General features: G+C 65.6%; 14 protein-coding genes. 6 read left to right on the top strand and 8 right to left on the bottom strand.

Annotated features, from left to right (window positions below; all coding sequences use genetic code 11):
* The first annotated feature begins 45 nt into the window (after positions 1–45).
* From AB8619_RS11815 to AB8619_RS11800, 4 genes are all read left to right on the top strand, one after another.
* A complete protein-coding gene (locus AB8619_RS11815) occupies positions 46–1,317 on the top strand; it encodes an ABC transporter substrate-binding protein (RefSeq protein WP_436792830.1) in 1,272 nt (423 codons plus the stop codon).
* Between the two features lie 131 nt (positions 1,318–1,448).
* A complete protein-coding gene (locus AB8619_RS11810; protein WP_436792829.1) occupies positions 1,449–2,414 on the top strand; it encodes a carbohydrate ABC transporter permease in 966 nt (321 codons plus the stop codon).
* Between the two features lie 53 nt (positions 2,415–2,467).
* Positions 2,468–3,298, top strand: a complete 831-nt coding sequence (locus AB8619_RS11805; RefSeq protein ID WP_436792828.1) for a carbohydrate ABC transporter permease — start codon at positions 2,468–2,470, stop codon at positions 3,296–3,298.
* A gap of 6 nt (positions 3,299–3,304) precedes the next feature.
* A complete protein-coding gene (locus AB8619_RS11800; RefSeq protein WP_436792827.1) occupies positions 3,305–4,525 on the top strand; it encodes an ABC transporter ATP-binding protein in 1,221 nt (406 codons plus the stop codon).
* Between the two features lie 581 nt (positions 4,526–5,106).
* Here the strand turns inward: AB8619_RS11800 and AB8619_RS11795 are convergent.
* The 5 genes from AB8619_RS11795 to AB8619_RS11775 form a co-directional block, all read right to left on the bottom strand.
* Positions 5,107–6,906, bottom strand: coding sequence for an ATP-dependent nuclease (locus tag AB8619_RS11795; RefSeq protein WP_436792826.1), 1,800 nt, complete (start codon positions 6,904–6,906; stop codon positions 5,107–5,109).
* A gap of 62 nt (positions 6,907–6,968) precedes the next feature.
* Positions 6,969–7,244 (bottom strand): CopG family ribbon-helix-helix protein, encoded by a 276-nt coding sequence (locus AB8619_RS11790; RefSeq protein ID WP_436792825.1) that lies wholly within the window; start codon positions 7,242–7,244, stop codon positions 6,969–6,971.
* On the bottom strand, positions 7,237–7,497 hold the full coding sequence (locus tag AB8619_RS11785; protein ID WP_436792824.1) for a hypothetical protein: 261 nt from the start codon (positions 7,495–7,497) through the stop codon (positions 7,237–7,239). The genes AB8619_RS11790 and AB8619_RS11785 overlap by 8 nt, the downstream gene beginning before the upstream one ends.
* Positions 7,498–7,513: 16 nt before the next feature.
* Positions 7,514–8,641, bottom strand: coding sequence for a tyrosine-type recombinase/integrase (locus tag AB8619_RS11780; protein WP_436792823.1), 1,128 nt, complete (start codon positions 8,639–8,641; stop codon positions 7,514–7,516).
* Between the two features lie 95 nt (positions 8,642–8,736).
* Positions 8,737–8,937, bottom strand: a complete 201-nt coding sequence (locus AB8619_RS11775; protein WP_436792822.1) for a helix-turn-helix transcriptional regulator — start codon at positions 8,935–8,937, stop codon at positions 8,737–8,739.
* A 214-nt stretch (positions 8,938–9,151) separates the two neighbouring features.
* Here AB8619_RS11775 and mobF point away from each other — a divergent pair, with 214 nt between their 5' ends.
* Positions 9,152–9,823: a MobF family relaxase gene (mobF, locus tag AB8619_RS11770; RefSeq protein ID WP_436792821.1), complete on the top strand. Its 672-nt coding sequence runs from the start codon at positions 9,152–9,154 to the stop codon at positions 9,821–9,823.
* Here the strand turns inward: mobF and AB8619_RS11765 are convergent.
* On the bottom strand, positions 9,814–10,551 hold the full coding sequence (locus tag AB8619_RS11765; protein WP_436792820.1) for a YqjF family protein: 738 nt from the start codon (positions 10,549–10,551) through the stop codon (positions 9,814–9,816). The genes mobF and AB8619_RS11765 overlap by 10 nt on opposite strands.
* A 115-nt stretch (positions 10,552–10,666) precedes the next feature.
* Here AB8619_RS11765 and AB8619_RS11760 point away from each other — a divergent pair, with 115 nt between their 5' ends.
* Positions 10,667–11,413: a hypothetical protein gene (locus AB8619_RS11760; RefSeq protein WP_436792819.1), complete on the top strand. Its 747-nt coding sequence runs from the start codon at positions 10,667–10,669 to the stop codon at positions 11,411–11,413.
* A gap of 821 nt (positions 11,414–12,234) precedes the next feature.
* On the opposite strand, the gene AB8619_RS11755 is transcribed toward AB8619_RS11760, so the two are convergent.
* Together AB8619_RS11755 and AB8619_RS11750 are read right to left on the bottom strand one after the other, a co-directional pair.
* Positions 12,235–13,464: a cytochrome P450 gene (locus AB8619_RS11755; protein WP_436792818.1), complete on the bottom strand. Its 1,230-nt coding sequence runs from the start codon at positions 13,462–13,464 to the stop codon at positions 12,235–12,237.
* Positions 13,461–14,717 (bottom strand): cytochrome P450, encoded by a 1,257-nt coding sequence (locus tag AB8619_RS11750; RefSeq protein WP_436792817.1) that lies wholly within the window; start codon positions 14,715–14,717, stop codon positions 13,461–13,463. The genes AB8619_RS11755 and AB8619_RS11750 overlap by 4 nt, the downstream gene beginning before the upstream one ends.
* Positions 14,718–14,724: the final 7 nt, after the last annotated feature.

Below are 14,724 nucleotides of genomic sequence, written 5' to 3'. Positions count from 1 at the left end.
ATGAAAACGCATTCACGCACTCGAAGTCTCGGCGGACTGGTAGCGGTGGGCGCGCTCGCTCTCGCCGCGTGCGGCGGGGGAAGTGGCGGCTCGGCCGAGGAAGGGTCCGGCACCGGATCCATCTCCGTCTGGGCGCACGAGGGCCAGGAGGGTGAGGTCGACGCACTCAAGAACGCAGTCGAAGCGTTCAACTCCTCGCAGAGCGACATCGAAGTAGAGCTCCGGCTGATCCCCGAGGCGGACTACACCAAGACAGTCCAGGCCACGTCGGTCGGCGACCTTCCCGACGTGCTCGAGTACGACGGCCCGCTTCTCGCGTCGTTCGCGTACGACGGCAAGCTCTCGCCCATCTCCGACTTCGTCAGCGCCGACACGCTCGAGAACCAGACCGCCTCCGTGCTCGCACAGAACACCTACGTCGGCGACGGCGAGTTGTACGGGCTCTCGATGTTCGACTCCGGTCTCGGCATCTACGGCAACAAGGCGCTGCTCGATGCTGCGGGTGTCGAGTATCCCACGACCTGGCAGGACGCGTGGACCGACGAGGAGTTCACGGCTGCGCTCGAGGCGCTGGCCGCAGAGGACGACGACGGCAAGGTTCTCGACATCAAGGAGAACTACGGCGGCGAATGGCCTGCGTACGGCTTCTTGCCGATCGTGGCTTCTGCCGGCGCGGAGGTCATCGTGGACAACAGTGCCGACAGCCTGACCAGCGATCCCGTGGTCAGCGCAGTCGACACGTTCGCCTCGTGGCGAGACTACGTCGACCCCAACAGTGACGACACCTCATTCGTCGACGGCAACGTCGCACTCAGCTGGGTTGGTCACTGGATGTACCCGGCATACGACGACGCCATCGGCGAGGACCTCGTCGTGATGCCACTGCCGGACTTCGGCAACGGGACCAAGTCAGGCCAGGGCTCCTGGGCCTGGGGGATCTCGTCCGCCACCGACAACGCCTCGGCGGCAGGCAAGTTCCTGGACGCGCTGATGGCAGACACCGCCGTCGGCGAGATGACCGACGTCAACGGAGCGCCACCAGCGACCGCCAGTGCCCTCGCCGCAAGCGAGCTGTACAAGGAAGGCGGACCGCTTCAGCTCTTCGCTGACCAGCTGGCAGCGACCTGTGGCACTGACGCTCCGACCCCGGACTGCGTCACCGTGCCCCGGCCGATCACACCGGGCTACGCGGTCATCTCGGCCGAGTTCAGCGAGGCCTTCTTCTCCGCCTACCAGGGTGGCGACACCGCCGACCTGCTCGGCAAGGCCGCCGCGTCGATCGACGTCGAGTTCAAGGACAACGACAACTTCGAATGAACCGCAATCACGAGTGACTCACACTGACGTGGGGTCTGCAGGGGGCCTCACGTCAGTCACTCGCCACGTCGGCATCGCCCACCACTGCCCGGACGTCCAACCGGACAGCAGACTCGAGGAAGGATCGAGCCGTGGCAACCACGCCCACAGACGCTCCGCTCGCCACCGATGACACACCGGATGCCGAGCCGCCGCCCACTGCGAGTTCCGACATCAAGACCGCGCTGGGTATGGCGACGCCCGCGACGATCGGACTGGTTCTCTTCGTCATCGTCCCGTTCGGACTGGCGATCTGGCTCTCCTTCCAGAACCTGAAGCTCAACTCGGCCAGGCCGGCCGAGTTCTTCGGATTCGAGCAGTACCGCCGGGTCCTGCTCGACCCGGACTTCCGGGGCGACTTCTACGCAGGGCTGCGGAACAACCTCCTCTTCGCCGCCGTGGTCGTGCCGTTGCAGACATCGTTGGCGGTCCTGCTGGCGCTCGTCCTCAACCGCAAGCTGCGCGGCATGGCCTTCTACCGAACGTTCATCTTCATGCCCATCGTGTTCCCGATGGCCTTGGTTGCGGTCATGTGGAGGCTCATCTACTCGCGGTCCGAAACCGGGATGCTCAATGCAGCGCTCGACTTCGTCACGTTCGGGCAGGTTGGTCCGATCGACTGGCTCGGGAGCTCGAGCTGGGCATTGATCTCGATCATCATCCTGTCCATGTGGCAGGGCGTCGGCTTCCAGACGATCATCGTCCTCGCAGGACTGCAGGGCATCTCGCCGACGCTCTACGAAGCAGCCTCGATCGACAAGGCATCGACCGTTCGACAGTTCCGCCACGTCACGCTCCCGGGCCTGCGCAACACCTTGATCTTCGTGGTGATGGTCACCACGATCTTCTCGTTCCGCCTCTTCGACCAGGTCTACATCTTGACCAAGGGCGGTCCGGACAACTCCACGACGACCCTCATGTACCAGGCGGTCGACAACGCGTTCGTCAAGAACAACGTCGGCCGCGGCGCAGCCATCACGGTGCTGCTGTTCTTGATGGTGGTGCTCATCACCATCGTCCAACGACGGTTCCTCAAGGAAGAGCGGGCGATCTCATGACCATTGTCGACGCCAGGCCCTCGACGGACGATGCCGCCGGCACGGGCCGTGGGATGCGAACGGTCAAACTGATCCGCGATCACTTCCTGATGATCCTGCTCACGGTCGTGTACTCGGCGCCCATCGCATACATGTTCATCGGCTCGCTGAAACCGAACCGCGAGGTGCTGGACGGACTCAACGGCTTCAAACCCACCAATCTGTCGTTCGACAACTACACCGGGGTCGTCAGTCGTTTCGACGACGACGCCAGCGGCTACTTCTGGCAGTTCTATCTGACGTCGGCGATCGTCTCGTTGGTCGTGGTGATCGGTGGCCTGCTCATCAACTCGATGCTCGGCTACGCCCTCGCTCGCCTGCGCTGGAAGGGTCGGAACTTCGCTTTGTTGATGGTGGTGCTGCTCGTGATCGTGCCATTCGAGGCAATCGCAGTGCCGCTGTACTACATGCTGCAGGGGTATCGGAACACCTACTTCGTCCAGTTCATCCCGTTCGTCGCCAGCGCGTTCTCGGTGTACCTCTTCTATTCGTTCTTCGCCGGCATGCCGAAGCAGCTCGAGGAGTCGGCGCGCATCGACGGGGCGTCGGCATTCAAGACGTTCATCCTCATCATCGTCCCGATGTCCAAGCCGGTGTTCGCGACGGTCACGATCCTGACCTTCCTCTCGTCCTGGGGTTCGTTCCTGTGGCCGGTCATGACCATCGACGACCCGTCAGTACGGCCACTTCCACTCGAGATCTCCGTGTTCCAGGGCCAGCCACCGCTCGACTGGGGACAGATCTTCGCCTTCGGCGTGCTGCTCGTCCTGCCGGTTCTCTTCGTGTTCCTGCTCTTCCAGCGATGGTTCGTCGAGAGCGTCGCATCCTCCGGATTGAAAGGCTGACTGCTCATGGCAACGATCACCTACGAGAAGGTGCGCAAGGTCTACGACGACGGCACGGTCGCCATCCCCGCCTTCGACCTGGAGGTCAAAGACGGCGAGTTCATGGTCTTCGTCGGCCCGTCCGGCTGCGGCAAGTCGACGGCACTGCGGATGACTGCGGGGCTCGAGGACATCTCCGGTGGCACGCTGCGAATCGGCGACGACGTCGTCAACGGGAAGTCTCCGCAGGATCGTGACGTCGCCATGGTGTTCCAGGATTACGCGCTGTACCCGCACATGACGGTGCGCGACAACATGGGGTTCGCCCTTCGAATGATGAAGGTGCCGAAGAAGGAACTGATCGAGCGCGTCGAGGAAGCAGCCGATCGCCTCGGACTCACGGCGCTTCTCGACCGTAAGCCGACGAACCTGTCGGGCGGCCAGCGCCAGCGCGTTGCCATGGGCCGGGCCATCGTGCGACAGCCATCGGCATTCCTCATGGACGAGCCGCTGTCGAACCTCGACGCCAAACTGCGCGTCCAGATGCGAGCCGAGATCTCCGCGCTACAGCGCCAGCTCGGCGTGACCACCCTCTATGTCACGCACGACCAGGTCGAGGCGATGACCATGGGCGATCGGGTCGCAGTTCTCAAGAGCGGGCGGCTTCAGCAGTGCGCGGAGCCACAGACGCTCTACGACAACCCGGCAAACGTCTTCGTTGCTGGCTTCATCGGCAGCCCGAAGATGAACCTCTTCAAGTCGCAACTCGTCAGACAGGCCGACGGCGCGCTCGATCTGGCCTTCGGCCCACAGAAGCTCCGACTCACCGCAGCACAGGCCGCCGAGTGGCCGAGCATCGCCGACGTCCCCGAGGGCGACATCACCGTTGGCATTCGCCCTGAGGCGCTCGTGCATGCGCCGAACGCAATGCCCGAGGAGTCCATCGACATCACCGCTGACGTGGTCGAGATGCTCGGCCCGGAAACGTTGGTGCACTTCGCTGCACCGGTCGAGCAGGCATCTGACGCCGACGTCCGCGACCGCGCGCAGGCCGACGACGCCATGGACGAAGACGCCTCGATCCTCGTCGACAAGGGATCGATGGTCATGTGCGCTCGGCTCGTTCCGCCGGTGCGACTGGCGGCCGGTTCTCCGATCCGTCTCAAGGTGGACACGCAACACCTCTACCTGTTCGACGCGAACGGCGACGTAGTGCAGCGCAGTCATCCAGTCCATTCCGAGGTCTGACCAGGCCGGCCTGATCCGCTCGGTCGAGGTCTTCTGCAGCCGTCAGCCCTTCGGATTCCTCGCGAACGGTGGGGTGTTGGCCCGGAATCACGCGCCGGCTGGCACGACGAGCTCGCGGATGCTGACGCGAGGAGTGAATCGGTGAGTCGTCGACGGCGTTGGCCGTAGGCGGCAGACGTTCGACGCGGAACCTGCTGACGAATGGGCCCTGCGGAGTCTTTGCCACACAGTCATGCCACGCTCCCGCGCTGAGAACTCGATGTCGGAGACGGGTTCATCGGGCCGATGGAGTGCGCTGCGATGACTGGATGTGCCGCGCGGCCGGGAGCCACCGTCTGAGCACGGCTCGTCCTCTCACCGCGCACCACCGCGTTTTCGTTTCACAGGGGCATCGGGCAGCTCCAATAATGCTCAAGCCGAGGTGGATTGAGCACTCTTGGAGCTGGGGGGAATCGAATGTCCAAAGCGCCGATTCCGTCGTTCCTGGTCAGAGGGTGTTTGCCCAGGTCAGCGGGGGCTTTCGGGTCACGCCCGATCACGCCGTTTCACAGCGATTCTCGGCTTCTTGTGTCGCCCTCGTGTCATGACGAAGACGGCCGAGGTCTTAACGCGCCATGGTGGTCGATGGACTCAAGAATCTCGCGCACAAATTCCTTCGCGGCGGTCGCAGATCCGATCAGGTCGCCCTCGATGACGTTGACCACCCACGCCGTACTCGACCCACCGGCAGACTTGACCCACGACTCCACCGCTCCGGTCGGCACGACGTAGATCCCACACGACTTGAGCTCCTCGAGCAACTGGTTCGCCGCCACCGTTGCCTCACCACGAGGTACCTCCGCCAAGCCCTTCTTCTTGGCGGCTGCCCAACCGGCTGGCGGTTGGAGCGCAGCCTCGATCTCGCTCACTGTCTGGCGATCGATCAAGTCGTCGTTGGATCGCGACAGCAAGTCCTCAGCGATCCCACGGATGGATCCGATCTTCGGTAGCGCCTCTCGACCGCGAATCCCTGCATCGACCATCGTACGGAGGCGTTCGAGATCCTCGCCGTAGTCGAAACCGAGAGATCGCACCAGCGTCTCGAGGTTCATCCGATCGTTCAGGATGTCGAAGTCGACAACGCACCTCACGGGCACGCTCACGGCGCTCAACGCTTGAGCGATCATCTTTATCCGTTGCTTCCCGCCGGCGTAGGCGAACATCAAGTCGAAGGGATTTGCGGCGAACTCGGGGAGAGCCGGACCTGGCCCTGGTGATCCTGTCGGGTCCTTCTCGGCAGCGAGGTGATAGGACACCGCGCTGTAAAACTGCGAGTCCGTGTCTCCTTCGCAGATTACGACGCCTTCATGAAACAGGCCGTCTAGCGCGCGAGAGAAGCGAAGGAGAGGGTCGCGCCAGAGCGATCGCACTGCGTCGGCGTCCACGGTGAGAGCAGTTGTCTGCTCGTCCTTGCGAGACAGCCTCACGACCATGACTCGCGCGGTCGCCTGCTGAAGCAGACCCAGCAAGATGTCGAGGCTATGGGTAGCGATGAACAGCTGGCCCTCGCCGCGCAGACGTCCGAGGTACTCACCGAGCAGCCGCGCTTGGGGTGGATGAAGAAACGTCTCAGGCTCGTCGAGCATCAGCACTGGGTGCTTGACCGTGATCAGCGTGAGCAGCAATCCGGAGAATGCTCGGATGCCGTCGCTCTGCGTCTCAAGAAGCGGTAGTGCGGCGAGGCGGTCAGCGAGCTCCGCACTTGGAAGCCCGTCGGCAGATCGGTGGGCGAAGTCCTCTTGCCGTTCGGACCTGCTCAGTCGCAGACGCGTGTTGGCCCCCCAGGAGTCAACGATCAAGTTCTGGTGGAATGCCCCCCTAAAGGCGTTCTCGAACGCGCGACGCGTCGGTTCATTCCGAATGAGTGTCTGAATGGCGTGGTCGGGGAGTTGCCGAGGCTCGAGCCGGCCCGGTGAACCGAGCAGCCCGCGACCGTCTCCCGGTCCAACCATGCGTACAAGCTGTTGGGCAAGGGTCCCAAGATGCGTCTCATCGTTCCAGTAGTGCTCCGTCTCATCCAGAAAGAAGTCGCCGGAGCCGATGGCCCGTACTGCGCGTCGTTGGGACGATTCCTCCTTGTGTTCCAGACGGTTGTCGCTAAGCCACTCAACGAGGCCGTTCGCATCTACCAGCTTGGCCAGCTGGTAGTTCTCCAAGACCACGAGCTGTTGCGGATTGAATGCCGGACCACGCCGATGATTCGCCAGGGTGTGGATCTCCTGGAGCGTGCGCGACTTCCCGGAGTTGTTAGGGCCAACGAGGACGACCACGTCGGCGCTGCTGGTATCCACGACGCTTCCACCATTGAACTGCAGGGAATCGATTCGCATCGGCGCGGCCACAGCACGACCTTACGTTGGAGGCCTGACAGTTCCGCCGAACGTGTGCCTCCGACTCGGTCGACTCAACTCGCCGCGAGATACCTTCGCAGTGCCTCGCGCACGATCTCTGATGCGGGTCGGCCGACGCTCGCGGCGCGCTCGTCGAGCGCAGTCCGCAGGTCGGGATCGAGGCGGACCGGGAACGACTTCGCCGGCGCCGCCCCCATCCGCGGTCTCCCGCGTTGGCGGAGCTTGTCGAGGTCGAGGCCTTCCTCAGCCTCGGCGACGTACTGCTCGATGAGCTCGTCGGTGATCTCGACTCCGCTCTTGGTCCGGCCGTAGCTCTTGTTCTCAGGCATCAGATTCTCCGTGTCCTCGGAGCAGGGATCGATACTTCGGGAGCATGGGCATCGCGTGGATCACGATCTCAACCTCCTCGTCGATGGCGAGGGTGATGACCTCGAGCAGGTTCGCCGCTCGGTCCGGCCCGAGGTAGAGGACTCGGTCGTCGTCTTCGTATTCGTCGACGGCCAGGGCGTTCTCGATTGCGTGGAGGATGTCGTCATCGGCGATCCCGTGTTTCCGGGCCGTGTGGTGGATCTCGTACCGCATTATCGTATCGCGAAATTCACTCGTCGTCCTCCACGGGATCCGACTGCCCGGCTCCTCGGCCCAGGTCGTCGAGGGCGTCGGTCAGTTGCTCCTCGAGCGAGGGAAACAGGTGGCCGTAGAGGTTGAGGGTGACGCTGATGTCGCTGTGGCCGAGCCGCTCCTGGATCGCCTTCGGGTGGGCGCCGAGGCTGATGAGCAGCGATGCGCACGTGTGGCGAAGATCGTGTGTGCGGACCTTTGGTGAGAGACCGGCGGCTTCGAGGGCGGGAACCATGACCCACTTGCGGAAGCTGTCGCGGTTGAGCCCTTCGGCCGGGTCCTTCTGGTTGCCGAACACCCAGTCGTCGGGCTCGAGCGGCCGGCCGAGCTGCTCGGCCCGCATCGACAGATGCGTGTCGCCCTCGTCCATCACGAACTGTGGGATGGGAACGGTGCGGATCTCGTACGACTTCGGTGGTCCGCTGATCAGCTCGCCCGAGATCGGCTGGAGCGTCTCGGCCACGTGGACCCGCCGGCGGCCGCGGTCGAGCCGACGGACCCGGAGGCCGCACATCTCGCCGGGGCGCAGGCCGCAGTAGGCGGCGAGCAAGACGAAGAACCGGTAGTCGTCCCGGATCGAATCGGCGACTCGGGCGACCTGGTCGGCGTCGAGGAAGGCGGGCTCGACCCGATTCGATCGCGGCAGCCGTACTCCGCGGACGGGGTTGTCGCGCATCGCCCGTGCGTCGCGGGCGAGGTCGAGGACCTGAGCGAAGATCGACACGACGTTGCGGATGCGGGCGGGGGAGAGGCCCTCGTCGGTGAGCTCGGCCACCCACTCCCGGACCTCGGCCCGATCGATCGAGCCGAGCGGCCGCTCACCCCAGCGGGGGAGCACCCGCCGGTTCAGCGCCTTGCGGTACCCGTGGCGGGTCGACGGCTTGAGAGGCGCGGTCGTGGCGTACCAGGACTCGGCCCAGGTGGCGACGATCGACTTCTGCAGGTGCGGGTCGGCCCACTCGCCCCGCTGCATGTCGGCGCCGATGCGCTCGAGGTACTGGCTGGCGTCGACCTTGCGGTCGAAGGTCCGGCTGCGTGACCGGCCCGCGAGGTCGCGGTAGCGGGCCCGCCACCGGTCGTTGGGTGTGCGTTCGATCGACGACACGTCGTCCTCCACACGAGGCCCGACCTCGAGGTCGGGCGGGTGGTTGGAGGGCGACCTTCACTCCGACGCAGTCGCCGAGCGCCGATGAACCGAGACTACCGGCGCCCTCCGACGACGTGACGCTCCACCCAGCCGTCGACGTCCCGCCGGCGGTAGCGGACGTGGCGGCCGACCTTCACGAACGCCGGCCCCCGCCGCTGGTACCGCCAGTTCGCCAACGTCCCGACCGGCACCCCGAGCACCTCCGCCACCTCCTCCGGCCAGAGCAATCGATCCCCGACATCGACCTCACTCATCACCCCACTAGGCCATCTCAGACCCCGAAACCTCACGCGCCTCATCCAAGAAATCCCGACCACCCCGACCCTCCGATCCCATCCCAGAACGCCCTCCACCCACTTACCCCCTCCAAGTACACAGGTGCACTGGGAGTGCTCCGCCGGCCGTCGCCGCCGAGAAATCGGCCAGGCTCGCGTGAGGTTCGGGAGGTCAAAAAGGCCTAGTCGGGTGATGCTGAAGATCACCCGCCTCCGCTCCGTCAATCCGCAGGACTACTACCTCGAGGTCATCGCCCGCGGCGCCGAGGAGTACTACCTCCGTGGCCCCGACCAGGCAGGTACCTGGATCGGCACCGGCTCCGCCCGTCTGGGCCTCGACGGTGCGGTCGCCGCGGACGACCTTCGCGCCATCCTCGACCAGCGCCACCCGATCACCGGCGAGAAGCTCCCCGCCCGCCAGATCCGCCGGGTCGGGTTCGACCTCACCCTGTCAGCTCCGAAGTCCGTGTCCCTGCTGTGGGCAGTGGGCGACGCCGACCAGGCGACCGCAGCGCTCGAGGCCCACCACACCGCTGTGCGAGCGACGGTCGACTACCTCGAAGCGAACGCCTGCCAGGTCCGCCGCGGAGGTCGAGACGGCTACGGCCTCACGGTCGAGCGCGGTCGAGGGCTCATCGGTGCAGCCTTCACCCACTTCACCTCGCGGGCCGCCGACCCCCAGGTCCACACCCATCTGGTCATCGCCAACCTGGCCGAGGGCACCGACGGCCGATTCACCGCCCGGCTCGATGTGCCGGGGGAGGAGCTGGTCGAGCAACCGGGGATCGACGGCGAAGTTCGCCAGGAGGCAGTGGCGGAAGACCGTCTGAACCGGGAACGGGTGCTTGGGAAGCCTCACGGTTGATCGAGCGAGTGAGGCCAACCAATGCGGACCTTCACCGACTCGGAGTAGTGGACGAGTGGCTCGACAGTGGGCTGTGGCAACCCCGAGGCTGCGACGAGCTCGTCGTTGACGTGGAGCACACGCGCGCGATGGAGCGGCCACGGATCGTGAGAGGCCTCAGCCCTACGGAGACCGAATCGGGGTGCGCTGTGGAGCGCCCACCTCGCGGTGAGGAAGTGGTCGAGCTCGGTCAGTTCGTCAGCGGCAAACGGGTCGCCGGTTTCGACGACGACCGATGATCGGGCGCCTCGGGGGCCGGGCCAACGGCGCCGGCACGTGTACTCGAGTCGGTTGTCATCGTGCTCGAGTCGCATACGGGACCAGAAGTAGGGGAGTCGGTATGTCGACCGGGCGACGACGACGGCCCCGAGCCGTGCGGCGTCGAGCGAGAAGAACCAGATGCCGCGCTGGCCCGCTGCGTCTCGGACGTACGTGCGGACGTTGGTCTCAGCGAACTCCGACAGCCATGGCACCGGGTGGATACCCGGGAGGCCGACGCGGAGATAGAACGGCACGAGCCCGACCCAAGCGCTCCCGTCGCACTCCTCGACCTCGAGACCTTCGGGCAGCAGACGCTGAACCTGATCCCGCTCGTAGCGCCAGTGAAGGAAAGTGAGCTGGTCCCACCAGTGCACCATCGCTGCTCGACCGACCGGCGAAGGGCACGTTCCGAGAGCTTGTGAATCCATGCACATGCCACCGTACGCCCTTCATCACCGCGCGGCAATGGCTGGCAATCGGGGCCAGGCGTGCCAGGCTCGGCGTGTGCGCGGAAGAAGGACCACGTCGACGGCGGTTGTCCTGGTGCTCCTTCTCTCGATCGCTGGCTGCGGTAGCGACGACGGGTCCACCGAAGCAGCGAGTTCGACCAACGACCTCGACGCAGCAGTCGACGACGCAGCGTGCGAGCTGCTGAGTTCGGAATCCCGGTTGCCCGCACCACCACCTGCGACGGCGACCAACCTGATGAGCCTGCTCGCCGTCATCTCCGGCTTGTTCAGCGGGTCTCTGGAGGGTGAGACCGCGCAGGTACAGATCTTCGTCGAGCCCGAGTCCGCCTCGAGCCTGGAAGAGGTGGCCGACGCCGCTGCCGACGTACCGGGAGCTGATGTGACATCCACGATGGATCAAGAAGCTGCGCACGCCGAAGTCCTCGAGCTCCTCGGACCCGACAATCCTTCCGTTGCGAACATCGAGCCGGGTGACTTACCTCCATCAGTAAGCCTCACGGTGGAGTCGACCTCTGCGATCGAGGATCTCCGGGCGGCGTTTGCCGATGACCCACGAGTGCGGGAGGTCGTGGACGACCGACTGACGCCTTCCGGCGCGGGTGTCAGAGCGAAGCTCATCGCGGTCGGGTTCGAGGAGGAGCTTCGTCAGCTCTCGGAAGCCGACATCGCAGGTGCGTCCGTCGGGACCTCGATCCTCTCGCTGGCAGACGCAGGGGAGGATGCGACCCTCGACGAGGTGCGATCCGCGAAGGCCGAGATGGAAGCGCTGGTCGAGGCGGCAAACGGCGGATGCGGACTCGAGGTCCCCGGCGCGAGCTGAGAATCGCGTGTCGCGCGCGTGTCGTGGCCGCTTCGTCCCCGACTTCGACGGGACTACCGGGGCCACGTCGCAACGAGGGCGTATCAGCAGGTCACAGGGGGTATCGGGCAGCTCCAACAATGCTCAAGCCGAGGTGGATTGAGCACTCTTGGAGCTGGGGGGAATCGAACCCCGGCCTCAAGGGGGTCGCGTATGCCCTGGTCACAGCGTTTTCGAGCCGCTGAATCTGGCCGGTGGGAGTTACCGCGGGAGTTACCGCACTCGACGTGTACCGAGGCGAGTCCGAGATGTAGACCACGGACGGCAGTGGACATCGACGGACGTCGGTGGACGGACGCTCGAATGGCTCGTTTGCGTGGCCCTGTCCATGGAGGTCCGTGGACGTCCAATTGATGTCGTGAGCGATCGGCCTGGATCGGCGTTGGCTGCAGCCCGTTGGGTGGCGCGGGCGGCGCTGCCTCGTCCGGTCCGGTTCGGTCCAGCCAAGGAGCCCTTCGATTGTTGCCGGGTTCGCTGGCCCAGGCGTCCGATGGCACGTGGCGACGTGCCTGTCGTGCTGCGTAGCGGAAGGCGAGTGTGATGACGGCGGCGTCATCGAGTGGCCGATGATGGGCAGGAACTCGGGATGAGGTCGATGGGGAGGACCCGGTGCCCGGCGAAGTCGATCGCGAGTTTGGGTCGTCGCGGTACTCGTAGATCGTTGTGGAGTGTTCGTGCGGTGGTGACGCAGGCTTGGGAGGAAGCCGGCGAGCTCGTTTGAGGGTGCCGCCGGGAAGGCGGGATGCGAGCAGGATCAGCAGCGCCCTGGAGAGCGCGAGTGCCTAGATCGTGGTCACGGGGTAGCTGGTGAAGCCGCGGAGAATGATGCTGTCGACGCGGGAGGGGGTGCCGGCCGGTCTCAGGTTCGGTGCTCTGCTGCGGAGCGTCTCGGCGAGAATCTTGGTTTCGAGTCGGGCGAGTGATGCGCCGAGGCAGTAGTGGATGCCGTGGCCGAAGGCGAGGTGGTCGGTCGGGCGGCGGGTGATGTCGAATTGGTCGGGGTCGGGGAAGTGTCGTGGGTCGCGGTTGGCGGCGGCGAAGCTGGCGAGGATCACGGCCCCCTGGGGGAGGTCGACGCCGGCGAGGGTGGTCGGGTGGGTGGTGGCACGGAAGAGGCCTTGGACGGGGGCGTCCCATCGGAGGATCTCTTCGGTGGCGGCGGGGAGGAGTTCGGGTTCGTCGGCGAGTCGCTGCGCTTGGTCAGGGTGGGCGGCGAAGGCGGCGGCGCCGTTGCCGATGAGGTTCGTGGTGGTTTCGTTGCCGGCGACGAGCAGGAGGATGGCGAAGAGCGTGATCTCCGGTGCGGTGAGTGCGTCGGGATCGTCGGGTTGGTTACCGGCGACGAGTCGGCTGATGAGGTCATCGGCGGGGTCGGCGCGACGCCGCTCGACGATGTCGGCGAGGTAGGTGAACATCTCGATCAGCGTCTGCTGGGCCTCGACTGGGTTCCAGCTTCCAGAGAGTGCGCCGACGAGGGCGTCGGACCATCGTTTGAAGTCGTCGCGGCGTTCGGGCGGGATGCCGAGTAGCTCGGCGATCACGATGACGGGGAACGGGAAGGCGACGTGGGTGACGAGGTCGCCGTGGCCGCCCTCGGCAGCGGCGATGAGGTCGTCGACGAGCTGGTCGCAGACGTCTCGGAGGTGCGGTTCGAGGTCGGCAATGGCTCGCGGGGTGAAGGCTTTGGACAGGAGCCGTCGGAGGCGGGTGTGGTCGGGTGGATCGGTGGCGATGAGGATGCGCATGGTTCGCAGGTCGATGCCAAAGGCGTCTCGGGCGTCGATGCGGTTGCGTCCCATGCCGCCGGACATGAGTGCGCCCATGCCGTCGGCGGAGGAGAAGGTGTCGGGGTCGTGGAGTATCCGTGACACATCGTCGTAGCGGGTGACCATCCACAGGTCGAGCTCGGGAATGAAGCTGACGGGGTCGTCGTCGCGCAGTCGGGCGTAGTGGGGGTAGGGGTCGGCCAGGACTTCGGCGGCGAAGGGGTCGAAGCGTTCGATGGTGCTCATGCTGCGACAGTGACGGGAAGGGTGGTGAGACCTCGGAGGGTGAGTGTGGTTCGCCATTCGGGTTGGTCGAACCAGGGTTCGATGGTGCGGCAACGGTTGAGGAGCGTGTTGAACACTTCTTCGCCTTCCATGCGGGCCAGGGAGGCGCCGAGACAGTGGTGGATGCCCCACCCGAAGCTGAGCGGGTGGTTGTCGGTTCGGCCGACGTCGAGGGTGTCGGCGTGGTCGAAGCGGTCGGGGTCGCGGTTGGCGGCGCCTTGGAGGATGATCACGGTGTCGCCGCGCTCGAGTGGTTCGCCGGCGATGTCGGCGGGTTGGAGCGCGGTGCGCATGTTGAGTTGCACGGGGCTGTCCCAACGGAGCAGTTCCTCCACGGCGGTGTGGGCCAAGTCGGGCTGGTTGCGCCATCGCTCGAGCTCGTCGGGGTGTTGGAGCAGGGCGAGGAGTCCGTTACCGATCAGGTTGGTGGTGGTCTCGAAACCGGCGGAGAACAGCAGTACGGCGGTGGCGATCACCTCGTCGTCGCTGAGTGCGTCGCCGGCGTCCCTGCTGGCGATGAGCCCGGACAGCAGATCGTCCTGGGGTGATCGGCGCCGCTCGACGACGAGATCGGCGAAGTAGGAGCGTGCTTGGTCCATGGCCCGAGTGGCGGCACGGATTGAGTCGGCATCGACGCTGGGGTCGAGCGCCACGACCGCGGTGCGGATCAGGGGCTGGAACGATGCCCGGTCGGCGGGTGGGACGCCGACGAGTTCGCCGATGACGGTGACCGGCAGAGGGAACGCGAGGTGCTCCATGACGTCGACGTCTCGGTGGTCGAGCATCGTGTCGATGCGTTCGGTCACCATGGCCTGCACGGCAGGGCGGAGTGACTCGATGCGCTTGGGGGTGAATGCTCGGCTGACGAGCCGGCGGAGTCGGGTGTGGTCCGGCGGGTCAGCGAAGAGCATGTTGTTCCCGGCTCGGTCGAAGAACTGGCGCCGCGCTTCGGGGTCGGTGTCGAGGCCTGCGAACCCGAGCGCCGGCGTCTCGCCATCTGTTCCGAGCGCGGTGCCCCGTCCGAGCCGTGGGTCGCGCAGCGCGGTGAGGCAGTCCTCGTAGCGGGACACGACGATTGGGCCGAGGCTGCTACGTAGGACGGGCGCGGACTCGCGCAGGTTCCGGTAGTGGGGGTAGGGGTCGGCGCGCCCGTCGGGGGTCAGGAGAAGGCGGAGGAGGACGTTGTCGGCGTCTACGTCGGTGGTGGCGGGCATGCGGGTG

The sequence above is a fragment of the Actinospongiicola halichondriae genome (genome assembly GCF_049103745.1).
In the GTDB taxonomy this organism is placed as follows: domain Bacteria; phylum Actinomycetota; class Acidimicrobiia; order Acidimicrobiales; family Salinilacustritrichaceae; genus Salinilacustrithrix; species Salinilacustrithrix halichondriae.
Note: the sequence above shows the minus strand (reverse complement) of the source record. Positions and strands in the feature narration are given on the sequence as shown.

What these genes read in the sequence shown, in the direction of transcription:
- AB8619_RS11805 (WP_436792828.1), top strand. Translation starts at nt 2,468, where the DNA reads ATGCGAACGGTCAAACTGATCCGCGATCACTTCCTGATGATCCTGCTC.
- AB8619_RS11800 (WP_436792827.1), top strand. Translation starts at nt 3,305, where the DNA reads ATGGCAACGATCACCTACGAGAAGGTGCGCAAGGTCTACGACGACGGC.
- AB8619_RS11790 (WP_436792825.1), bottom strand. Translation starts at nt 7,244, where the DNA reads ATGCCTGAGAACAAGAGCTACGGCCGGACCAAGAGCGGAGTCGAGATC.
- AB8619_RS11785 (WP_436792824.1), bottom strand. Translation starts at nt 7,497, where the DNA reads ATGCGGTACGAGATCCACCACACGGCCCGGAAACACGGGATCGCCGAT.
- AB8619_RS11775 (WP_436792822.1), bottom strand. Translation starts at nt 8,937, where the DNA reads ATGAGTGAGGTCGATGTCGGGGATCGATTGCTCTGGCCGGAGGAGGTG.
- mobF (WP_436792821.1), top strand. Translation starts at nt 9,152, where the DNA reads ATGCTGAAGATCACCCGCCTCCGCTCCGTCAATCCGCAGGACTACTAC.
- AB8619_RS11765 (WP_436792820.1), bottom strand. Translation starts at nt 10,551, where the DNA reads ATGGATTCACAAGCTCTCGGAACGTGCCCTTCGCCGGTCGGTCGAGCA.
- AB8619_RS11755 (WP_436792818.1), bottom strand. Translation starts at nt 13,464, where the DNA reads ATGAGCACCATCGAACGCTTCGACCCCTTCGCCGCCGAAGTCCTGGCC.
- AB8619_RS11750 (WP_436792817.1), bottom strand. Translation starts at nt 14,717, where the DNA reads ATGCCCGCCACCACCGACGTAGACGCCGACAACGTCCTCCTCCGCCTT.